We start from the raw sequence: 22,804 nt of genomic DNA, 5'->3' as shown, positions 1-22,804 counted from the left end.
ATGTGTCTTTTGGCTTTATTATGGCCACGGACTGACATATTCCGATTTGAGTATCAAGCAAAGGAAGAGGTTCACACATGCCACGCTCAACCTTGATGCGAGTTCTTATTGCCATCGCGCTCTTGGTACTTTCGAATGCCGCATCGGCACAGAGCGCTGATCCATTTGAGCATGGCTGGACGCTTGATGCCGAAACCTCCGAATTGCAGTTTTTGTCCGTTAAGAAAAATTCGGTGGCTGAAAACAGTGGATTTGCAACACTCACAGGTGTGATCAACCCGGATGGTGCCGCAGAGATCAGAGTTCTGATGGACAGCGTCGACACCAACATTGATCTGCGCAATGTGCGCATGCGGTTTCTGTTTTTTGAGACCTTCAATTACCCTGAGGCTGTCATCACAGCGCAGCTTCCACCTGAAAAGTTGGTTGACCTGCATCAGGCACGTCACAAAATCATTGACCTGCCCTATACCTTGTCGCTGCACGGCGTAACAAAGGACGGTGTCGCGCAGGTTGCCATCACATTGGTCGACAATGACCGTGTCGCTGTGGCAAATACTACACCGATTGCAATCGCACTGCCCGATTTCAACCTCGAGGAAGGGCGGGGCAAACTGCAGGAGGCTGCGGGCGTTGACATCCTGCCCTTCGGTTTCGTCAGCTTTGGCTTCGTGTTCGACCGGGCGCAAGCCGGCACCCCTCCGCAACTTGTCGCGGCATCGACGATCCCCGGGGCCGCAGCGCTTGAAACCAAAGGCAATCTTGACCGCGAAGCCTGTGAAGGCCGCATGGAGATTCTTTCGCGTACAGGCAACATCTACTTCAATTCGGGCAGCGCCCGCTTGTCAGATGCGTCCATCCCGCTGCTGACCAACCTGCACAATATCGTTGATCGCTGCCCTGAACTGACGATCGAGATCGGAGGCCATACAGACAGTGACGGCTCGGATTCAGCAAATCGGGTGCTCAGCGAACGTCGCGCGCAGGCCGTCAACACCTATCTGGTCAATCAGGGTATCGCACCCGAACGTCTTGTAACCGTCGGTTATGGTGAAAGCCGTCCTGTGACTTCAAACGACACGGCCGAAGGCAAGCGGCGCAATCGTCGGATCGAATTTGTGCCGGTGAATTAACCGAAATTGAAGAACAAGGGCTCAATCCCCGGCCAGAATAATCGGTTTGAAACCGCCGCTGCGCCATTGTTGCAGGGCTGAAATGAAATTTGGCCCTGGCACACCGTCGATGGTACTGGAGTAGTAGCCGGCTTTTTGCAGCAGTTTTTGCACTTCCATCAAAGTATCCCGCGTCCACTGATCCGAGGCCAGTGACAACTGGTTCACAATCGTGCCGTTATCTTCTGCCGCACCCCGCAGCAACATGCGGGCTGCTTCGACGGGGTCTTGTGCAACGCCACGCCCCTCATCCAACAAGATCGCCGCCGCCAGATACCCCTGATATTCACCATCGCGCGCGGCTTTCTCAAAGTAGTTCAGCGCCTCTGTTGGCTCTCCGGAAACCCCATCCTGCGCCAGCACACCAAGGTTGAAGGTTGCTTTAGCTGATCCACCTTCGGCGGCTTGCTGCAATAGCGCGATCGCGCGCGCCTCGTCCTTAGGCACGATATTCCCTTCGAATAGTGTCACAGCCAGATTGATCATGGCGTCAAAACTGCCGCCTTCTGCCGCGCGTTCGTAGAGAGACAGCGCCATGTCTTGATCCTGTGGCACCCCTGTTCCGCTTTCATGCAGTTGCGCCAGCGAAACCATCGCCCGCAAGTCACCTGCCTCAGCCGCCTGCTTGTAAAGCGTAACGGCGCGATCCACATCCCCTGCAGCAATGGTTGCCCGCGCCAACAAGGCTACGTAGTGCGACAGATCAGGCGTCTGCGCAGTGGCAGCACTGCAGGCCTGTATAGCCGTCAATGCGTTTTCCTGAAGGCGGCTGAATGGCACCCCAGGGATGCTGGCCGTTCGGTCTCGGGGATGGGTCGCAAGACGTTCACATATACCGCCCGGGGTACTGTCTTCGGGGCGCGGAATTGATGAAATTAAGCGCTGCGCCTGACCGGCATGAGCACCGTTGGGGTATTGCTCCAGATAGAATTCGAGCAGCGGGCGCATGCGGCTGCGCTGTGCAAGTTTCCAAAGACGCTCGGCTTGCTCGTCTTCCTCTTCGACGGTCACCGCGCGGGTCAGCGTTTGCGCTTGCCCTGCCCGGTCCAGAAATGCCACGACTTCGTTCACATGTGCGCCTTGCGGGTAGCGATCTATGTAAAGCTGCATGAGCGAGGCATCCTGCGCATTAGCCGCAACCTGCCACAGCAACGTCTCCTCCGAGGCAGTAACGGGGCTGTTGTCAAAACGGAACTGCCGCGTCAAAGACGAGTTGTCCCAAGGAATTTGACGTCCCCCCGTTGAAGCCAGAACATCCTTACGGACCGAAATCATCAAATCCGAGATGTCCTGTCCGGGCGTGTAGATATGGCTCAGCAACGCTTCGGTGAAAAAACTGTTTCGACCGGTGCCGTCATAGGCCACGTTGTCAGGTTGGGTCGCGTAGGCAAACATGAAATCCGCGGCGCTGCCAACACGTGCCAGCCCATCACCGCCAACCTCAATCCCGGTGCCTACAAAAGGATTGTCGCGACAGGCATCAAGAAAAACCAGTCGAATACCGTCTGACCGTTCCATTCGGCTAACGAATTCGTCCATCTGAATCGTCTGTTCCGGAATGTCATCCGGTTCCGTGATCTGAGCATCAACTGGGACCAGATAATTGCGCCCGCCCACTTGAAACCCATGGCCTGCATAAAAAAGCAGCGACACATCGGAATCCGCCGCAGTTGCACCGTAAGATTCTGCGAGTGACAGCATTTCATCATGCGTCAGATCGGTGCCCAGAAACACCTCAAACCCGAGCCCTTCAAGCGCGATGGCCAGATCGGACGCATCGTTGATCGGGTTGTCCAACGGGCTCACCGACAGGTAGTCCGAGTTGCCGATGACTAGCGCAACACGTTTGTCAGCCAGTGCGATTGAAGCACCGAACATCAACAGTAGAAGCGCCGCGAGGCAACGTTTCAGGTACACTGGCTAAGTTCTCCGACGTCTTAGAGACCGATGGCGCGCGTCAGTCCGATTTCCGCCTGACCAACAGCCGCCACTATCGTTTCTACCTGCTGGTTCTGGATGATGGCAAGTTCGGGGTCGCTTGCTCTTATCAACGTGATAGCTTTTCGGATCTCCCTCTGAGCCTGACGAATTTGACGCCGTGCCTGCTGGACAGCTTCGCGTCGAATCGCGTTGCGTTCCTCTGCGGTCGTGGCAAACGACAGACGGCGGCTGGCTTCTTCGCCAGTTTCGCGGATACCGGCACTGGCACCGCGAATGATATCCCCAACGGAATCCAGACCCGGTGGTAGGCCCTTAACGATCCCATCTAGATCGGCAGCATACTCATCCATCGCTTGGGCCAGACAGGCAAGATATTCGCTAACGCTTTCACCACTACTGGCACAGGATGCAATCTCTTCGTCAAATTCCTGCGACACATTTTCGACCGTCCCTAGCGCGGCTTCTGCCTCGGCGACAGTTGTCACGGCTGTGCCTCCGCCACCTCCGCCGGTGATTGTAGTGTCGACGGTCGGCGTAACCTCAATTGTAGGCGTCGGAGGAACTGTAATAATCGTGCCGTTTGTAATGACGGCCGCCCCCGGCAAAGCGGCAATCGTATAGACCTGCCCGCCGCTGCTGGTCACTGAACTTCTGCCCAATGTAAAGGTCGTCGCCCCGGGTGAAGTGCTGGCGAAATTCAACGGACTGAAAACGCTGGAAGTATTCAGCGTATCGGATGCCGGACCAAACCGATAAAGCGATGGCCCACCATAGACCGTACCCGTCGTGGAGGCGCTAGATGTCTCGCCGGCCGGGACGGCAACATCGTCAGGTATGGCGAAGAGCACGGGCGAAGTTGTGTAATTCGCAGGGTTTGTGCTGCCTGTTCCCGGTGCCCACACGCTGGTGAAATCCCATCCCTGAGAAGAGGCGCGTCTGTAAAAGCTTTCGGTGTTCTGCAGCTGCGATGTGCTCAGTGCAGTGCCACCGTCACTGGTGCTAACCCCCGTAGATTGGCTATCCCAGAATGAAGCCGTGACCGACGCTGAGGGATCGTTAAAGACGACCAGACCGCCGAAGGTTGTCGACGCCAACCCGCCAGAGGTTATGTCGCCAGTCGCAAATGTGCGTTCGATCGTACCGACAGTTCCAAAATCAGGGTCTGTTTCGTTGTCGACCACAAGGCCACCGATGGTTACGGTATCATCAATATTGACGGCCGTAATGTCTGATGTGGAGTATGAATCTCGGATAATACCCCTGTTAAACGTCACCAAACCCGCGCCAATAGCGTCTCCACCACCCGTTTGACTGGACAAAATGACGGGGCCGGAACTGTTAGACCTTTCGATAGTCCCGACATTGTCACCGACTAGTCCTGCCGCGGATAAGAATGTACTGGACGCGTCGATAGGAAAGATGGATTCGACTCTAGCTGTACTAAAACTGTCTTCGATTGTACCGATGTTCGAAACAACCAAACCTGCCGCTACAGATCCGCCACCCGCGCCTTCGGCAGTAACCGATCCATCGACTGAGACTCCGCTTATCAAACCGTCGTTGAACACAGCCAAAACAGCCGCGGTTTCGCCATCTATATCTGCATCGGTTACGGACAAGTTGGAAACTGATCCCGATGTTTCGATTATTCCGAACATGGCAGTGCTACCGCCCCGATCAATGTTCAACCCATCAATCGCAAACCGATTTCCGTCCAGTGACCCCGAGAAAGTATCGATTGGGTCAAACCCTCCGGACCAGCCGGATGTGACAGACGCATCGATGTTATTCACCAATTCAAAGCTGTCAGCATCCAGCCCCGTGCTATCTATTCCTTGCAGGCCATATACATCCGTCAACCGATAGGGGCTGGCGGCAGTTCCGCTACCACCCAGCGCCCTCAGGAATGTGGCCCCGTCCGTGATCGAAAAATCGCCCGCCGAAAAGGACGGAATCGCGCCGCCGTTCTGATCCCATGAGCCGCTTTCCAGAGTGAACGACGCAACATCGATTGCGCCGCCAGAGCCGGTTTCAACGTCACCAACCGCATCGATCGTTAATCCGCCATCAGGCGCTGTAATAGCGGCGTTGATATCAATATCGTTGTCCGCACGTAGGGTAAGGTTGGAAGAGCTAGCCCAGACAACAGCCTCTTCGACAGTGATGTCCCCCGCTTGGCCGTCAGGTCCACCCAAATCCACTGGCGGGCCGCTGCCGGGGATAAGCTCTCCGGTTCCGGCAGTGGTGATGATAACATCACCAAGGTCGAGGTTGGCAACGATCGTCGCCGGGTCGACTGTCCCGAGAGCGCCGCTCGAATTGATAAAAATATTAGACGGGTCAAGCAGCAACGTCCCATGAGAACCGCTGGGCGCGCGCGTATCGGTCAGTCCTCGGTAGCTGAGCTCGATTTTACCAGAAACCTCGACAAATCCGCCATCACCCGCCTGTTCGCCCCCGCGGGCTGAGTTGAAGCCTGAGAAGATCGTAGAATAGTCAGACCAAACGATGATGCGTCCGCCATTGCCCTCCTCACCACCATCGGCGGTTAGGGTAGAGCTTGCGTCCACACTGGTTGTCTGTGCTGTCTGCAGCGTACCGCCACCCTGATAGTCTCCGCCCACCAAGATTGTGCCGCCATCACCACCACCAGCCCCATCAGCGCTCAGCGTGGCACCGGCTAATGCAATCGCTTCGCCCGTGATCGTGATTGTTCCACCATCTTGCGCACGAACCCTTGGCCGCAACGAGGTTTCTACAATCGTCTCGCGGGCCGAAGTGTCGATTGTTCCGCTGATACGAACCACTCCACCGCTACCACCTAAAACAACTGCGCCGGAAACGCCTCCGACGGATTTCGCCTCAATCACTCCAGACATGTTGATCACCTGCCGCGCGGCATCGCGCGCGCTGGCTGCTTTCAGATGAACCAGACCACCCTCGGCCTCGATCCGCCCCGAATTGGTGACCAAGGCCTCCATCGTGGCATCATCGCTGTCCGATGGAACCGCCACCTGCAAAAACCCATCGCCTGAGACGTCAAGGGTTACCTGTTCACCAGCACCCAAACCGACCTTGCCCAATGGCACCCTGATCAAGCCCGAGTTAGATACCTTGCCGCCGATCAGCGCCGCATAGCCACCGGGAACGATGGAGATCGTTCCGGCATTCTCAACCGAAGCTGAATTTCCGTTACCTTCGAAACGATATCTCCCGTTCAGGAAATCATCATCCGAGATAGCGAGGGTCGAGGCTACAAATCCGCCTGTGTTTACATGACCGTTCGGCCCGATGAAAATGCCATTGGGGTTGACGAGAAACACCTGCCCGTTCGCATTCAGCTGCCCGTGGATTTGGCTAGTGGTATCACCCGTCACCCGGTTCAGGATCGCGCTCTGCTGTCTGGGCTGATGAATGTTAACCGTCGAATCGGAACCGACCGAAAATCCGTCCCAGTTCACAATAGCGGTGTCTGAACTTTGAGTTATGTCCAGTTGTGTGCTGCTGGGCTGTGAAATTGTCGCACTGCCTGAGGCCACGGAACCACCTGTCGGCAAGGACTGCGCCATCGCAGTCGTGCCCCAAAGCAATGCCGTGGCTGAAACTATCGCAGTCCGAAGTATCTTGTCGGTGCGCTCAGAATCTCCGGCTCGCAACGATACTGAAGCGGTTTCCATCAGCTCCCAGGTCATCGCGTTCACCTCTCCCATACTCAACTCGTAACGAACCCGACTTATAGGTCGAGTTTTCAATGATAAACAAATCAGCGCCGATCCCATAGGAATAGGCCGTGGTGGTGCTTTGCTCAAATATCGTAGGCTGTTCTAATCCCAGTTCCCCATAAGCACCAAAGATATAGGGCTTCAACAGCAGCGGAACTCCGGCGAGTTCAATCTGTTGAGATCGTCCCACTTCGGACCGCACGACCCAACCATCATCACCACGTAGCGAGCCCGCGTCAAACGTTGACAGCTCGCTGGAGCTGGCGACGCTGAACTGCTCTGATGTAACCAGCGGATCGCCAAAACTAGATTGAATGCGGCCGCTTAGATTCAACGACCAATTGGCATTTATCGGGCGCTGATATTGACCGGCCAAAACGAGTTTGGTGAATTCGGCACTGGCACCCTGCCGAGACAAAGGTGCTTCATCAGGCCCGACCGATGTGCTGGCTCCAAATGCATCTAACCCACGAGACAGGATAGCACTGCCGCGCAAGAATGCCCCGTTATCATAGTTTCGCGTAACATCTAATGTTGCGCGCAAGACGCTTGTATCGTCGTCGTATACCGGGACTGAATCTGATCCGATCAGCAAATCTTGAGAATCGCTGATACGGTCAAAGATCAGCTGCGATGTCAGATTTAGCTGCCTCGATCGAATCCAAGGATAATACAGCCTCAGAGACAACCTCTCGAATTCGCTTTCATTCGGAACAAGGTCTGTTTCGGGGCGCGCCTTACTGGATGTTACTTCTGCATTAAACGTCAGACCATCATAGCCAATCGGGAATACGGTACCTGCCGCGACTATTCGGTATTCAGGATTACTCGAGAAAAACCGCGTAGGGGACCCGCCCACATTGAAGTAGAAGGTCTCTCCAAGATCGAGAAAACCGTTCATCTCAAGCCCCAGGCTCAGGTTCACGGGACCAAGCTCATCCGACAACGTGTTGTCGAACCCAAATGAACCGGTAATTTCTTTGAATTCTCCGTCCAGTGTTAGAATCGTTCCGCCATTGGCGTCCCCAGCTGATAGTGTCGATGCCAGCCGAACTCCAAATGTATCACCCGCTAGCAATAGTGCCCGTTCAATCTCTTGCAGCCTGATACCGCGTTTGCCGATCAGTGGTTCAGTGATCGCCACCACCCGGTCGCGAACTTGTTCGGGAACCTTCCGGGCATCGATACGCTCGACAAACCCATCAACCACAACAATGCGAAGGGTTCCACCGTCGCGCAGAGTCTGCTGAGGCAAAACCACACGACTTAGGACAAACCCGGCATTGGCGTACGCACTTTCCAGACGGTTGGTCGCCGCAAAGATTTCAGACGCCGCGACGCGCTTGCCCGACAACCGCTCAACAAAGGCGGTATTTGCACTCTCCATCTGTGGCAGAGCGCCTTCGATATCGACCCGCCCAACCGTCACGAATAACCGGTCCGCGCCCTCCGGGATCGGAGCACCCGGATCCCGCGCCACAGTCACTGGCCCAGTGCTTTGCTGATTTTGTGGCTGAAACGTCGAAGGTGCAATGTTGGACGCGCTTTGCGCCCAGGCGCTATCCGCAAGAATGTTCAAGCTGCCGGCAACAAGTGAAAATATCACACCGATATTTTGGAGGCGCTGAAACTTCCTAGGCAGTAGCTTCGACATTGGTGACCTTTGGTGAAGGCGAGAAACAGTACTCAGAAAAACCCAGCGTATACGCCAAAGCAAGATTGTATTTACCATTTACGAAAACTCGTTGGAATTACTGTTCTGGGTATCACGTTTAGTGGCTTTGAAGTCCGTGTCCCACTTCACATAACGCGCAACTACAGCAGACCTTGTTCCAGCCACTCTTCTATCTTGTCTCGACTGACTTCGAAATGCATGGAATCCTCGCGCCCCCATGCAGCCCCCCAGACCCAGCCTTCCTGGCGGAAAAAATCGGCAAGGATAGTGAGGCCAAGTTGAGTTTTTCCATCGCCCAAAGTGTCCAGCACACCGTCGATGTTCAGATCAACAGCCAGTCCATAAGCATGCGCCGAGGCTGAGGATGTCGCTCCTCGAATTCGGCGGACGCACAAAGACCCTGCCGTATTAATACGGGCAAATAAATCAGGATCGGTTCGTCGGATATTGTCGAATACAGTGCGCAGGGAATCGATTGCAGGTTTCAGCATCCGCACACGAACAGGCCCCACTTCTTCAAGGATCAGCAGACTTTCCAGACGCGGATTAGTCATTGACTGGCAACTGTCTGTCAAGTCCTCGCGCGGCAGACCAAACGTCTCTTTCAAGAATGTTGAATTTGCCAGCTGAAGTTGCTGATTTACCTTCTTACGATTGGCAATCAGAACAACCTGAGCATAGGCATCGATGATGTCGTTTGGTGTGGTGCTGTCATAACCATAATCATCGGCTCCGTCGGCACCTTGTTGCAACAAAGGTCCACCGCTTTGCGATCGGGAGATTTCCAGAGATAACTGCTCAATCTGATTGCGCATGTCTTCGACTTGCTGGCTCAGCATTTCAATCTCGATCCGAGCGCCTGAGTCGATTGCGGGCCCCTCAAAATCACTTTCAATAGGGACTATTTTGGGGAAGACATACCAGATGATCGGGGCAAGGATTATCGCCACACCAAGGATTATCGCTGGAACGGTGCGCATCTGCTGTGTTTTCCTGTGTCTCACTGCCTTTGTGCATCAACCTAGAAGTCGACGGACAGGATGTCACGTCTTTGCCCGAAATTGTTAATCTCATATGTGACTTTCTTCATTGTCGCTGCTCAGAGGCAGGGGTACTCTTTGTCTCAAATATGGAAGGACTTCAGTAATGCCTGCATTTTCATCGACGAAAACTATCGGGGCTTCGGCTTTTGCATTTGTATGTGCGACACAATTTGCACTGGCGCAGTCAAATGAACTGACAGCCGACGAAATCACCGACGCATTCAACAAACAAAAAACACGCGGACTTGTGATCGTGCCCTCAAATTCCGGCACCGAAACTACACAAGACACCGCTGAAACCACTGTTGCTGCAGCGCCCGCCGAGTATCAGCCCGTCGCAACAGAAGATCAGGTCAACATTCAGGTTCGTTTCGATTTCGCCTCGGCCGCACTGCGGGACGATGAAAAACCGAAATTGGCCTCGCTCTGTCAGGCGATGAAGAACGTCGACGTGAATGTCTTCCAGATTATCGGGCACACCGACAGCGCAGGATCTGCGGAGTACAATCAAAACCTGTCTCTGTTGCGCGCAAAAGAAGTCAAACGCTTTCTTGTCAGCGATTGCGGCATCTCGGACCAACGCCTTGAAGTGCTCGGCGTCGGTGAAGCACAACCTCTGAATAAGGATAACCCGCGTGCTGATGAAAATCGCCGCGTTGAATTTCAGGCTCTCGGCTGATTTAGTCTCCTCTGATAACAACTAAATTCGAGGGCGGCATGACTGAATCCCGCACAGGTGACCTGTTTCAGCCGGGCGATCTGGTGAACAATACCTATCGGATCGAGGCGATCCTTGGGCGGGGTGGAACGTCAGACGTTTACCGGGCACGCTCCGAGATTTCGGGGCGCCTTGCCGCACTGAAGGTATTGAAGGCCGAATTCTCCAGTAACGACGATTATCTTGTCCTTCTGACCCGAGAAGAAGAAATTCGCGACATCCGCCACGACGCGGTTGTGCGGTATTCTGAAAATAACCGCACCGCCGACGGACATGTCTATCTGGTGATGGATTACGTCGACGGACCCGGACTGGACCGGAAGCTGGCCGAGGGTCCGATGTCTGCGCCTGAAATTCTCACTGTGTGCAAACGGGTGTGCGAGGGATTGGAGGCCGCCCATGCCCGCAATATCGTCCATCGCGATCTGAGCCCGGATAACATCATCCTGCGTGACGGCGATCCTGCACAGGCGGTGATTATCGATTTCGGTATTGCCAAGGACACCAATCCTGGCGCGGAGACCATCGTGGGTGGTGAATTTGCCGGCAAATATGCCTATGCAGCGCCCGAGCAGTTGTCGGGTAAAACCGATCAACGCACAGATATTTACTCTTTGGGCGCGTTGCTACTTGCAAACTTCCGGGGCGAAAAAGCAAACTCAGGGCGCAACCTGCTGGAGGTTGTCGAAAGCAAGAAAGAGCCCCTGGACACAACAAATGTGCCTGAGCCTCTGAAATCCATCCTCGACAAGATGACCGCGCCGGATCCAAATGACCGATTTCAATCGGCCGGTGATGTACTAAGGGCGCTTGCCTCTGCACGATCAGAACCAGTTGAGAGGGCAATCCCTGACACTGATGAAGATGCCACTATAATTGTTCCTAAAAGTAGCGCTCCCGCACCTGCGATGGCCGCGCCTGAATCCACGCCTACTCAGGAAGTGCAGACGCCGAAGCCCTCTCAGCCTGCAACCGCAATAAAGTCACGGACAGGGCTTATGGCGACTTTGGGCGTTGTTATCGTCGGAGGGGCCGGGATTGGCGGCTATCTAAGCGGCACCTTCGATGGACTGTTGGGCCCGTCATACCCCGCCGTCGCGCCCTACACATTGGTAGCGGACAAACGCGATGGGCAGCCCCCCCGTGCGGTCGGGTTCGTACCATCGGAAGAAACTCGGGATGCTATGACACGCGAGATTACCGGAGATGGCGGTACGGTCAATTTGACATTGGCATCGGGCGACATTTCAGAATCCTGGGGAAGCGCCGTCAGCGATGTCGTAGACGCGGTGATGGACCTGGAAGAATGGCGTCTGGTCGTGAACGGCAATGACGCCCAGTTGACCGGACAGACCACGAACAAGGCCCTGCACACAGAGTTGGAGCAGCTTTTTTCCGCAGGATTACCGGCTGGGCTGCAGGGAACAGTCGATCTGGAACTTGAACCTCTATTCGTTACAGCAGCAGAGATCAGACCAATTTTGGCAGGCTTGGCCGATTGTGGCACGTTGCAATTGGTTGACCCGCCCACAACCGGATACGGGCTTGAAACCCCGGTTCGGGTGAGCGGCACACTGGCGTCTCAGGACAGCTTAATCGGGCTTGAAACCGCTTTGACGGCGCTTGTTGGCACACGACCCGTGGATTTGGATCAGATTGCGCTCTTGAATCCTACCCTGTGTCTGATCGAGAATTATCTTCCAACTGCACCGACAAGCGATATTTCGATCGCATTCTATAATGGTGAACAGGGTAACGCGCCAAATCCCAATGGTGATTTTATCGTCGGCCAGAACCCGGTGATCGACGTCAAACTGCCAGATGATGCACAGGATGGATTTCTGTCTGTTTCAGTTCTTGATGTCTCAGGAAACGTATTCCACCTGCTGCCCAATGTGACGCGCCAGGAAAACGGCATCCCGGCCTTGAGGGAAGGCCAAACAGGACCCATGTCAGTACGCGTTGCTTATTCGATACCTGAGAGCCAGGAAAACGGAGGCATTGCTTTCGAGGTTGACGATTCCACCTTGGGCAAAAGCAAAGTCATCGTGTTGCATAGTGACAAACAGTTATTCGACACCCTGCGACCAACAACCGAATCCGCAGCAGGATATGCCGAAGCGCTGCGCGAGCAAGATCGCAACGTCGATACGCAGATCCTGTCGCTGGACAGCCGTATTCTGACTACCCTGGAACAATAACCTGGCCTCGAACTGCAAGCCATTGGTCATTAGCGACGCCTGAAGGCATCATTTGCCTTCAGGGAATGTCGACAACAATCACCGAGATATTATCTGCGCCACCCCCATCCAGAGCGATTTGGATCAACTGATCTGCCACTGTCTCAATCGGCATTTCGGACAGTGCTTTTTCGAGCATCGGAAAAGAAGCATATTTGCTTAATCCGTCCGAGCATATCAGGAACCGGTCCCCCGGTTGAACTTCGCCACGGATCTTGTCCAATTCCAGCTCATCCCCAACTCCCACCGCACGGTTGATGGCGTTGGATTGAGGGTGTTGCTCAGCCTCGTCCCAGCTCATCTGACCGGCCAAAACGAGATCAGCGACCACGGAATGGTCGGTGGTCAGCATCTGAATTTGATTGTTCCGCAACAAATAAATTCGGCTATCTCCGGCCCACAGCCCAACAAAATGGCTATTTGCCAACATCATGCAGGCAACAGTCGTGCCGATGGTTCCGCCACCGCGTGCCTCGGCCTCGGCGCGGATCGCCAAATGGGCCTGCCGAAGCACATCGCGCAATGTGACCATCCGGTCTGACGGTGGCAGACCCGGGGGGATAGCCGCAACCATATCCGCAACAAGCCGACTGGCGTAATCACCCGCCTCGTGACCGCCCATCCCATCCGCAACCAGCCACAATTTTTCCTCGGGCAGTGCAAGCACCGCATCTTCATTGAGCTTACGCTTGAGGCCAACATGGCTGCGGGCGCTGTACCGAACGCGGTGACTTGAATTCATATTGGCCTTGCCTCGGTCCAGACTGCAGCGTGAAGGTTGAACAAACCTTGCATGTTTGCCCCTTCCGGTAAACCTTCGCAGACCATCATTCGAGGCACACCACCGATTTCAGTGCTCCAAATTGTCGGCATCCGAAAACGATCAGATACTAATCCCGAAGCAAGATCGGGCAGCAGGCCGTCGGATACTTCTCCGCGCGTCAGTACCAAGGTGTTGCCTTGTGCACGAACCGGGGCTGTTGGCTCCTGCACTGGAACGATCAAAGCCTCAAGCTCCTTAGCCAACTTGTCACGGGTCATGTCGTCCTCGAGCGCAGCCAATGCGAGATCTTCGAGCTGACCGTAAATCTCCGCAGCCCGAAAATGAGATAGAATAGCAGAACCCTCGTTCGAAATCGCTGCAACCAATGTCAGGGGAAAGCGTCGCCCTACTCTGTCCACTGAAGGCATAAGAACGCCCAGCATTTTCTGCGGACCTGCCAAGCCTGGGGCAAGGCAGAAGCGCCAGATAGGCGCCGACATGTAATGCGAATCCCAAGCAGGCCCCAGCGACTCGGACGCGGCAAGCATGCTGTGCTGTATCCAGGTGTCCCAGGGCTGGACAAACTCGGGTGCTACCCCGAGCCGAAAGAAATCTCCGACCGAGGGCATCTTCCCGAATGCGCCAAATCCAGCCTTCGGCATCAGAAAGACTTGGGGCAGCTGAATTTCTGCAGCGCCGGCAAGGCAAAGGGGTTGATGACCGATCCTGATTGCAGCTGGAAAATCGCGATGCGACCGCCAACGTTGAATATTACCTTCTTGCGGTCTGACACGTTTGTGCGCCGCACCTCGGCTGCGTCAAGTAACCGGAACCAGGCCCACGGTCCGTCCTTGGACAAGACGCTTTCAATGTTGCGCTTTTCCGGTTCAAAGCTAACGCGCGCCAGCCCAACCTGACCCGGCCAGGCAATGGCCATCGGTGACGGAAGCCCGCCACGATGACGGAACTCCAGCGTCTGACCGTCAATCTCCAGCTTCACGCCCTTGGCCTTGGGGTCCAGCGCTTCGGGCATGATCTGAAACTGTATCCGCGGCTGGGCGCCAGCTGCAAAAAACGCTTCTCGGATCTCGGCTGCATTCTGAAACTGGGTCAGTACTGCCTGACTGATCCCCAGATCGGCCTCATTTACACTGGTTTTCCAAGACCACGGCCGGGTACGCATATCCACATGCTTCGCGAGGTTTTCGTTGAAGAACGTATCAATCAAACCTTGCGGTCCAAACAGCTTGCTGAAATCACCCATGGCAACATCCGCGCCCGATCTGCGGTTGAACGGATAACGATCGGTCACAACCTGTTCACAGAAGGGCAGTACATTAGCCTGCCAGCGCGCATTAATAGATGCGCGCGTGCTGTCCGACGTGATTCCCGATGACCCATCGATGATCTGCAATGCCCAGCGTTCCATCGGGCCAGGAATACGCGCCGCTTCCTGCTGGAACTGCTGCAACGCCTGACCGGATTCCGCGCCAGTGACACCACTGAAGGACATCTTGTTCAGTTCTTGATACACACCGGTCAGCGATCCCATCAGAAGATCAAGCTGCGAGGGTTGTCCCTGTTGCTGTTCCACCAACTGATGCAACCAAGAGAACCTATCTTCGACATATTGGCCCGGTTCTGGCACCGGCTCTGATGAAGTTGCACCGCTGGACTTGGCCAGCGCTTCCAGCAGGATTTGTGTCTGGACTGAGGTTGCGGATTGCACTTCCAGGCTTGCGGCATTTGACAACCCTTCGTTCAACGCATCCGTATTGGGCAGGGCTGAACGGCTTTCTGTCAGTTTCGTCTCGTCAGAAATCGAATTTAGGATGTTCACGATAGGCGACGTCGGGCCTGACAGTACGTTGGTCACCTCAACTGCATGGCTCAGGCTTTCCATGGGAACGATGTCGATATCGCCTAGCATGGCGTCATAGCGCGCGATGTAGTCGTTGTAGTACAGGTCCAAAACATCTCGACTAAGCGCCGCAAGGGCCAGTTCGGTTTGCTCGGCTTCTCCACGAGGACCTAGAACCCAGCTTTCCTTTTGTACCCGTTTGGCCACTCCGACCGCTTCGCCCAAAAATACGTCGTTGAAACCTTTGTAGGTGAAGATCCCCTCGATCCCGTCATTTAACGGCTTCCCAGACGACCGGACCAGAACGCGACCAACCGCAGGGCCGCCAACTTCGGTAATGCGCCACTCCGGCAAGGCCGTTGCAGTTGGGCTGGATATGATCCCATTATACACCCGCTGCGCCAAGGGCAGCTCCGATAGAATACCTTGGATCTGTTCCACCATCGGCCCATTCAAGGCAACGGCCTGCATCGGCTGACTCAGCAAAGCTTCAAGGTGATCATTCAGATCGGCGCGAAATTCCTCACGAGAGGGGCCAGGGAACGAAACCGTCCAATCGATATTCATCCATTCATTGACGAGGTTCGGGTTCATCGGACCCTGCAAGCCCAACATCAGGTAAACCTTGAGCGCTTCATATAGAACATCGGGATTGTTGATATTCGCGCTCATCTGCTCCTCTAGACGCAGCAGCAAGCGCGGTAGGAACCGTTGGTTCAATGCGGCGCGATAGGTCTGCGCCGCCTGCGTGCCAATCACGTCACCCTGATACAGACCATATGTCAGGCGCGTTTCCGGATCCGGATCTGACAGTGTCGGATTCGCAGGCAGATCGCGCAACGTATTCAAAGCCTGCACGACAGGTACAAGATCGGTATCTCCCACCGGGCTGGGCGGAAGCGTTGCTGCAGCAGCCTGATAGGCGGACACACCTTCCTGCGCCTCGGCAATCAGCTCGGAATTTCCCGAGAAGCTGCGCACAAGCAAAGCGCCAACCGTCACGGCCGCCATAACAGTCGCGGCGACCGAAACCCATTTGGTAATCCTGTACCGGCGTTCAACCTTATCATCAGCACTGACCAGACCTGCTTCACGGAAAATCACCTGATCAAACAATCTGGTCAGGAAGTACGAGCGCCCTGAACCCTGCCCCGTACCAATGGCCTGACGCCCGATCCCGAAGGTCCGGGCCATCCCCAGCATCAGCCGGTCAATCGGGGTGCCTTCCTGCGTTCCAGACGTGAAATACACTCCGCGCAGCATGTGGCGATGCTGATAGCGGCTGTCCTGAAAAACCTCGGTTAGAAATTCATGCGCAACCTTCCGGAAGGATGCCACCTGCATCGGGAAACCGGCAACCAGAGCGCGGCGCTGTGGGTCGGTTTCGGTCTGCATCCGTTCCAGCGATTGGGCGTTCAGGCGGCCCAGCAGCGAGGCGAACTCTTCATCGAAGGCAGCAACAGGAGATTGCTCGGATCGAGACTTGTCCAATGGCAGCGTGAAGCCCCACACCTGTTCACGATCTTCCTTGCCCAGATTGTCGTAGAATTCGGCGAAACCGGCAATCAGATCAGCTTTGGTAAACAGGATATAGACCGGAAAGCGCACACCCAACTTCTCGCGCAGCTCCTCAAGCCGACGGCGAACGGCTTTCGCGTGCTCTTTCTGAGTGATTTCATCCTGCAGAGACAAATCAGAAAGCGAAATCGCAATCATCGCGCCATTAATGGGCTGGCGTTTACGATATTTCTTGAGCAACCCAAGAAAACCGATCCAGGCCGCATTGTCGACTTCAGCGTCACTTTCTTGCGTTGTGTACCGCCCCGCAGTGTCGATAAGAACAGCATTTTCAGTGAACCACCAATCGCAATTGCGCGTTCCGCCAACGCCACCAATCGCTGTTTTTCCCATTTCATCGGCCAGTGGAAAGTTAAGGCCTGAATTCACGATCGCCGTGGTCTTGCCTGCGCCTGGCGGGCCAATCATCACATACCATGGCAATTCGTTTAGATGGCGTCGTCCGTTCTTGGATTTACGCAGCGCCGCCATTGCCGTTTTCAACTTGCCACGCAGCTCGGAAATCTCGCTGTCGATCATATCGCCGCCATCACTGACGGCTTCGGTGATTTCTTCGGTTAGGTTCTTTTCGCGTCTGCGGCGGACAAAGAATACCGTCAGCGCGATAGCCAAAAAGATGGCAAATATGACGCCACACCAGATCAGGCGCGCCGCCACACCATCCAACGGGCGCCATTCATCCGATCCGATCAAAGGCCCGAAGAAATACAAGCTCAGCGACAGAGCAGTCGCGGTAAAGAACAGAACCGTGTAGATGGACAGGAAAACAAACTTCAGAAATCTGAGGACAATCATGGGGTTTCCTCCTGAACCAACAGGACTTCGATCCGACGGTTGGTCGCGCGACCTTCTCGAGTCGAATTGTCGGCGATTGGTTCACTGTCGGCCCGACCTTCAGCGCTAAGCCGTTTGGGATCGGACAAATCCGCCGCCATCTGGTTCATGACAGATTTGGCCCGAGCCAGTGAAAGGGCCAGATTGGACGGAAACCGAGAGGACCGGATCGGCACGTTGTCCGAATGCCCAGCCACGATCACGGAACCCGGTTCGTCGTTCAGCGCTACCGCAACCCGGCGCACCGGCTCGCGGAATTTATCCTGCAGATGATCCGAACCCGAGCCAAACATGCCCGAGCCTTTGATGCGAATGACCAGTGTATTGCCCTTCTCAAATACCTCGACCAATCCTTCGTCGATCTCGGGCTTCAGGAATTCTACGACCTTTTCCACCTGTGCCTGCGGTGGAGGCGGTGGAGGTGGAGGTGCACGACGCTGCAATTCGGTCACAGGACCCGCATCAATTACCGACATCTGTCCTACAAGATTTTCTGTTTTATTAGACAGCGCGTAGGACAGGCCACCAAACTCGATCATCAGCAAAAGGGCCGTCACGCCAAGCGCGATCCAAACCGGTTTCCACATGCTGAGCGCTCGATATGGCTTATCTTCGCCTTCCCAATGCGGAGCTAGGTCGCGTTCAACCGGGCCGCGCTGAGCCCGGATGATCCGCGCAAGACCTTGCCTAATCTGCAAATGCTTGTCCGGACCTCCCTGTTCCACCCGCAAGCGCCCTTCAAAGCCCAGTGACAGGCACATGTAGACGAACTCTAGCAATTCGATGTTGTTCGCAGGCTCTTGTTCCAGCCGCGCCAGAAGATCATAGAACCGATCGCCACCAACCGTCTCACGGTGGAAGGTCCCAACCAGAGACTGCGTGGCCCAGCTGGATTGCCCGCCCCAGGGTGTATTCAATACCACATCGTCCAAAGTGGCGCAGAGCGCATAGCGTGCGATCTTTACTGACTGGGCTGGGATACCCGCCTGCAATGCCGCGTTCTCGAAACTGCGCACTTCAGCTACCACGCTTTGGCGAAGCTTGTCGGGGTCCATGTGTTGCGCGCGGTTACGAATTCGACTGATGAGCGAAAACAAAGGCGAGGCACAGGCATTCAGGCGGTTCATGCCGGTGGTTGCCACCTGCCCTGTACCACCCTGCGACGTGCGCGGTTGCGAAGCCTGCGCAGGTGGTATGCCAATTTCTGCCCCGCCCGCCGCTGGCTGCTGAGGTGGAGTCTCCATCGGGTAACCTGCTGGTTGCTGAGACGCGGCAGGCTGCTGCTGCGTACCGCCGGGCTGACGCCGCCCACCCGGGTTAGGTCGGATCACCGTCTTGTCTGTGTCGTCCGGTTCGGCAAAAGGATCGTTGTCGGACATCGTTTACCTGCTTCCTCAAGGCCCCCGCATCTTACTGTGACCCACGCGGACAGCCCCATCAAATTGTTTCTTGGCAACCACTCAAGGCCTCGTCTTTCAAACGAACGCTTACTGATTGCGGATTGCCCAAAGTTCCATCTGCAGACCTGGGTACTGTCCTGACACGTGCACCGCGATCCCACCCGAGGTAGTCATTTTGCCCCAATACGGGCTGGCGGCGTCCAGTTCGAAGTACACCACGCCCGAATGATACGGAATTTGGCGCGGAGCAACCGGGAGCGGGCGCAGCGTGATTCCCGGTAAGGCCGAGTTCACCAACTGACGGATTTCCTCGACTGGCCCGGTCTTGGCCTGGCCCGCAAAATGCCTCCGTACATCCTCGGCTGGGATATCGGCATTGACTGCCAGAACGAAACCGGCATTTCCGATCAACTTGCGGTCGGCAATTACCCCTACGCTAATGCCGTATTTCCGTGGCTCCAGCGGGATCGAGATCGCCGTCTGCTCCAAAACTGAGCTCAGGTACTGGCGCAGAACGCGGATCACTGGTGCAAATGACTCGGTCAGATTGTCATGCTGATAGGCTGGAAACTGCACGGCTTCCTTTTCGGCACTCATAAAGGTCGCAAGCTCTCCGGCCAGTGCGGCACAGACGCGATAAACATGTTCAGGATGCACATTTTCGATATTTGCGAAATGGCGAACAAGAGGCAAGTTTCGGTTTATCACCATCAACAACAAGAAATCCGATATCTCGGCAGCACCCTTGGCAGGACCGCCTTCAGATAATCTTCCGGCCAAGGCCTGCATCCTGTGTGACAGCATACCCTCAAGCTCGTTCATGAAGCCCGCCAGTGCCGGAGCCGCGCGAACATCCATAACCGAGGGGATAAAGCCACGGTCCATTATGATTTCTTTGTCCGGACGCACTTCGATGATCCGGGCAATCGGAATGGCAAGCTTGTCGGCCAAATCGTCAACAGCCAGTGCAAACTGCAGGCGCAGCTTGCCAACACCAAGGGTCACCGGCTTTTTTTGCTGGCTCATCACATCCGTGATTTCCTGCTCTGCCGGGCGCAGACGGCTAACCGACTGTTCAGCCCCGCTCAAGTCTACTTCGGACGCGCCTTGCCGCCTTTGCGGAACCGTCAAATATACCACGCAATCCTTGATCGACTCGGGCACTTCCAGCGCCGGTGGATGATCTTCAGCCTGCGGGACGCGAAACACCTGCCCATCCGATGTCAGACCCGCGCAAGACTTGAGCGCGATCTGACCGACCTTGAGTACTTCGTCATCAATCTCAAGCGCACTCAGACCCCAGGCATAGGGCGTCATTCTACGCGCCAGCCCAGCCACCAGAGCCTCAGTATATCTGTCGGCCTGCTGGAAATGATGGGGCTGCAGAAACAACCCTTCGGTCCAAAGCACCTTGCTGTCCCAGGACAATGGCTGCCCTCCCTTGTTATCGCGCCCAATCTGGACGTTACTTCAGCTTCTCCAGCTGTTCCTTATAGGCACGTGCGAACTCGCGGCTGAATAGATCGTGGAAATCATTCTCTGCCTGATCCGAAATCTCCGCGTACATCTTCTCATAGACTTCCCAATATTGGGTCTTCTTACCCTTGAAAAGTGACCCAAGTTTGCCAGACCCTTCAATTTTTCCGGCCAAAACTTCGGGATCAAGACGAGACAGCACGCCTTTCAATGCCGCCTCCATGCCTGTCACCATGGCGATCTCATGCGCCTTAATGTCATTCAGCGCCTCCTCGGTCGCTTCTTCCGAAGCCAGATAGCCTTTGACACGAGGTTTCACGAGCGCTTCGATTGCCTGCTCTGGGCTGATCGAAAACTTCAACGGGTTGTTCCCACCTGCGCTGATCATCGTCTGATCGATCCGGAATTCGGACTTGATCGAGGTGCGCGTCATCAGGATCTCGCGCAGACCGACAATCATCGTTCGCAGCACACGGCCCAACCGGCCCATCGTTGCGGGCAGGTCAGCATCGTCAATGCGTAGATCATCCACCTCAAGCGCCTCAAGCAAAGCGCGCGCCGCCGACTGATCTCCAGTCGCGACAGGTGTAGCGGCCTGTACGTCCACTTTTGCTTGTTGCGGCGCAGGTTCGGAAGATGAAGCTTCGGGTTTGGAGATCGGTGGTGGTGCAGCAGCCTGCCCACCCGGTGTCGGTTTAGTTGGCGGCGGAGCCGGGTTTTGTGGTGCGCCCCCGAAAGGGTCTGTGGGTGACGCGCCTTGTGGCGAAAGCAGGTCATCATCCCAATCATCCGGGATCAGATTTGCGCCACTGCTTGGAGCTGAAAACGCATCCGAGGCTGATGGATTGTGCATCGGATCGCTGGGCCCCATTTCCTGATGCGCATCTTTTGGTTTCGCAAAAAATGGGTCGTCATCATCCAAGGGCGGCAACAGCTCATCCATCGGGTCAGGCGTTGAAATTTGGCCCGGCCCTTTCGGCGCATCTCCCCCCAACAAATCATCAAGGAAATCCCCGCCCGGTCCTGAGTCGTCCAACAGAGCCAACGGGTCCGGCGCATTTTGCGACTGCCCCGGCGAGACTCGATCCTGTTGCGTCGGCTGAGGAATCATCTCTTCGAACGACGGCAGATCGGCGCCGATTTCGACCACCATTTCATATCCACCTGCCGTCAGCACATCGCCGTTGTTCAGCGGTGTGGGCGTCCGGCCCAAAGCGATCTTGGAGTAGTTCAGAAAGGTCCCGTTAGTCGACAAGTCCACGATCACTACGTTGCCATTGTGATCTTCGATGACAAAATGGTTCTTGCTGAGCGTTCGCTCAGGGTCGGGGAGGACAAGGTCATTGGCCGGTCCACGCCCCACGGTCAAAGAACCCCCCTGCATCGACACCGGGCGCCCGTCGCCCGGCACTATGCCGGTGGATTGAAATTTCAGTGTGACCGTCATTCGTTTGTCTTCATCCTCCAACCAGAACGGTGGGGCAGCAAGGCGGCAGGATCGGACCACCGCAGGCGCAAGTATCCATCACCCGCGCCGCCGGTAGCTTGCCAATCAGCACCGTCGCCGATCCTTTCAATATAGGATGCGGAAATGCAGGTGTCGCCAAATCTGTCACTCGTGCCGCTGGCAGTTTTGAAACCAGAACGGTTGGACAACAAGGTGGCATGATCGGCATCGGTACCGGCGCAGGAGGCGGCGGCGCTGGCGGCGGTGCCGGCAGCGTGCATGCGTGCAGATCAGTTACACGGGCCTGTGGAAATCCCATGTTTATTCCTCCGTCCCTGGACCGGCACCGTCGCGGTCCAGATTACCATTCCCACCCCGAGCAATATCGACGCCGCGATCAATCAGCAACTGTAGGTAGGCATCAAAATCGCCTTCGTGATTGTCCATCGCAACAACATTCATTGCAAAGGCCACGATTTCCGCCGCCCCGAGCGGGGCTGGCATTGTCGCCAGATCACCGGTTCCCAGCGTGCCATCTGAATAGAGCACGCCGATGGCACAATTCACGGTTTCGTCATCCGGGTCAGCCAGATCAATGGTTTCCCCCGCTTTTTGCCGGTTTTCGGGCGTTGGGCGAAACACCCATTCCTCGGATGCAGCTAAAGCGCGGGTATTGTTGTCCGGCGCTTTGCCGATGTAATCGCGTGCGGCCAGGCAAGACCACCACACGCGCTCACGTGGCGGCAGCGCAACACCCAACAGACGCAGTACATCAATGTAGGCTTCCTTTTTATCCAATTCAGCCAGAACAACATCCAATGCAGCGCTGGCCGGGGCATCAAGTTCAACACTGAGCCGCGCGTTGGCGTCGGCCAACATCCGGGCGGCGGGCACCTGCGGGACCTTGACCATATCTGCAAATCGTTCACTCATC

At 55.6% G+C, this 22,804-nt stretch carries 15 protein-coding genes; 3 read left to right on the top strand and 12 right to left on the bottom strand.

Annotation, left to right across the window (positions count from 1 at the left end; genetic code table 11):
* Positions 1–77 precede the first annotated feature (77 nt).
* Positions 78–1,133, top strand: a complete 1,056-nt coding sequence (locus ACRZ91_RS18805) for an OmpA family protein (protein WP_480907744.1) — start codon at positions 78–80, stop codon at positions 1,131–1,133.
* Positions 1,134–1,154: 21 nt separating this feature from the next.
* On the opposite strand, the gene ACRZ91_RS18800 is transcribed toward ACRZ91_RS18805, so the two are convergent.
* The 4 genes from ACRZ91_RS18800 to ACRZ91_RS18785 form a co-directional block, all read right to left on the bottom strand.
* Positions 1,155–3,089 (bottom strand): caspase family protein, encoded by a 1,935-nt coding sequence (locus tag ACRZ91_RS18800; protein ID WP_480907742.1) that lies wholly within the window; start codon positions 3,087–3,089, stop codon positions 1,155–1,157.
* A gap of 20 nt (positions 3,090–3,109) precedes the next feature.
* A complete protein-coding gene (locus ACRZ91_RS18795; protein ID WP_480907741.1) occupies positions 3,110–6,805 on the bottom strand; it encodes a two-partner secretion domain-containing protein in 3,696 nt (1,231 codons plus the stop codon).
* Positions 6,750–8,441 carry a ShlB/FhaC/HecB family hemolysin secretion/activation protein gene (locus ACRZ91_RS18790; protein ID WP_480907739.1) on the bottom strand — a complete coding sequence of 564 codons (1,692 nt, stop codon included), beginning with the start codon at positions 8,439–8,441 and terminating at the stop codon, positions 6,750–6,752. Before ACRZ91_RS18790 ends, ACRZ91_RS18795 begins: the two co-directional genes overlap by 56 nt.
* A gap of 209 nt (positions 8,442–8,650) precedes the next feature.
* Positions 8,651–9,490, bottom strand: coding sequence for a M15 family metallopeptidase (locus ACRZ91_RS18785; RefSeq protein WP_480907737.1), 840 nt, complete (start codon positions 9,488–9,490; stop codon positions 8,651–8,653).
* Positions 9,491–9,656: 166 nt separating this feature from the next.
* Here ACRZ91_RS18785 and ACRZ91_RS18780 point away from each other — a divergent pair, with 166 nt between their 5' ends.
* Together ACRZ91_RS18780 and ACRZ91_RS18775 are read left to right on the top strand one after the other, a co-directional pair.
* Positions 9,657–10,232, top strand: coding sequence for an OmpA family protein (locus tag ACRZ91_RS18780; protein WP_170543757.1), 576 nt, complete (start codon positions 9,657–9,659; stop codon positions 10,230–10,232).
* Between the two features lie 38 nt (positions 10,233–10,270).
* Positions 10,271–12,472, top strand: a complete 2,202-nt coding sequence (locus ACRZ91_RS18775; RefSeq protein WP_480907735.1) for a serine/threonine protein kinase — start codon at positions 10,271–10,273, stop codon at positions 12,470–12,472.
* 58 nt (positions 12,473–12,530) lie between these two features.
* Here the strand turns inward: ACRZ91_RS18775 and ACRZ91_RS18770 are convergent, their stop codons facing one another.
* The 8 genes from ACRZ91_RS18770 to ACRZ91_RS18735 form a co-directional block, all read right to left on the bottom strand.
* Positions 12,531–13,253, bottom strand: coding sequence for a PP2C family protein-serine/threonine phosphatase (locus ACRZ91_RS18770; protein WP_480907733.1), 723 nt, complete (start codon positions 13,251–13,253; stop codon positions 12,531–12,533).
* Positions 13,250–13,936: a type VI secretion system-associated protein TagF gene (gene tagF / locus ACRZ91_RS18765; RefSeq protein WP_170471984.1), complete on the bottom strand. Its 687-nt coding sequence runs from the start codon at positions 13,934–13,936 to the stop codon at positions 13,250–13,252. Before tagF ends, ACRZ91_RS18770 begins: the two co-directional genes overlap by 4 nt.
* On the bottom strand, positions 13,936–17,508 hold the full coding sequence (gene tssM, locus ACRZ91_RS18760; protein ID WP_480907731.1) for a type VI secretion system membrane subunit TssM: 3,573 nt from the start codon (positions 17,506–17,508) through the stop codon (positions 13,936–13,938). The genes tagF and tssM overlap by 1 nt, the downstream gene beginning before the upstream one ends.
* On the bottom strand, positions 17,505–18,926 hold the full coding sequence (gene icmH / locus ACRZ91_RS18755) for a type IVB secretion system protein IcmH/DotU (protein ID WP_480907730.1): 1,422 nt from the start codon (positions 18,924–18,926) through the stop codon (positions 17,505–17,507). The genes tssM and icmH overlap by 4 nt, the downstream gene beginning before the upstream one ends.
* Before the next feature lie 108 nt (positions 18,927–19,034).
* Entirely contained in the window at positions 19,035–20,375 is a 1,341-nt protein-coding gene (gene tssK / locus ACRZ91_RS18750) for a type VI secretion system baseplate subunit TssK (protein WP_480907728.1), read from the bottom strand.
* 37 nt (positions 20,376–20,412) lie between these two features.
* Positions 20,413–21,870, bottom strand: a complete 1,458-nt coding sequence (gene tagH, locus ACRZ91_RS18745) for a type VI secretion system-associated FHA domain protein TagH (protein ID WP_480907726.1) — start codon at positions 21,868–21,870, stop codon at positions 20,413–20,415.
* Between the two features lie 10 nt (positions 21,871–21,880).
* Positions 21,881–22,090 (bottom strand): PAAR domain-containing protein, encoded by a 210-nt coding sequence (locus ACRZ91_RS18740; RefSeq protein ID WP_480907828.1) that lies wholly within the window; start codon positions 22,088–22,090, stop codon positions 21,881–21,883.
* A 101-nt stretch (positions 22,091–22,191) separates the two neighbouring features.
* On the bottom strand, positions 22,192–22,803 hold the full coding sequence (locus ACRZ91_RS18735; protein ID WP_480609474.1) for a DUF6931 family protein: 612 nt from the start codon (positions 22,801–22,803) through the stop codon (positions 22,192–22,194).
* Position 22,804: the final 1 nt, after the last annotated feature.

Source organism: Ruegeria sp. O11, from assembly GCF_056535285.1.
This window is presented reverse-complemented; position numbering and strand designations above follow the sequence as displayed.

Bases quoted from the DNA above. Each gene is read 5' to 3' on its own strand.
- ACRZ91_RS18805 (WP_480907744.1), top strand. From the start codon at position 78: ATGCCACGCTCAACCTTGATGCGAGTTCTTATTGCCATCGCGCTCTTG.
- ACRZ91_RS18795 (WP_480907741.1), bottom strand. From the start codon at position 6,805: ATGACCTGGGAGCTGATGGAAACCGCTTCAGTATCGTTGCGAGCCGGA.
- ACRZ91_RS18785 (WP_480907737.1), bottom strand. From the start codon at position 9,490: ATGCGCACCGTTCCAGCGATAATCCTTGGTGTGGCGATAATCCTTGCC.
- ACRZ91_RS18780 (WP_170543757.1), top strand. From the start codon at position 9,657: ATGCCTGCATTTTCATCGACGAAAACTATCGGGGCTTCGGCTTTTGCA.
- ACRZ91_RS18775 (WP_480907735.1), top strand. From the start codon at position 10,271: ATGACTGAATCCCGCACAGGTGACCTGTTTCAGCCGGGCGATCTGGTG.
- ACRZ91_RS18770 (WP_480907733.1), bottom strand. From the start codon at position 13,253: ATGAATTCAAGTCACCGCGTTCGGTACAGCGCCCGCAGCCATGTTGGC.
- tagF (WP_170471984.1), bottom strand. From the start codon at position 13,936: ATGCCGAAGGCTGGATTTGGCGCATTCGGGAAGATGCCCTCGGTCGGA.
- tssM (WP_480907731.1), bottom strand. From the start codon at position 17,508: ATGATTGTCCTCAGATTTCTGAAGTTTGTTTTCCTGTCCATCTACACG.
- icmH (WP_480907730.1), bottom strand. From the start codon at position 18,926: ATGTCCGACAACGATCCTTTTGCCGAACCGGACGACACAGACAAGACG.
- tagH (WP_480907726.1), bottom strand. From the start codon at position 21,870: ATGACGGTCACACTGAAATTTCAATCCACCGGCATAGTGCCGGGCGAC.
- ACRZ91_RS18740 (WP_480907828.1), bottom strand. From the start codon at position 22,090: ATGCCACCTTGTTGTCCAACCGTTCTGGTTTCAAAACTGCCAGCGGCA.
- ACRZ91_RS18735 (WP_480609474.1), bottom strand. From the start codon at position 22,803: ATGAGTGAACGATTTGCAGATATGGTCAAGGTCCCGCAGGTGCCCGCC.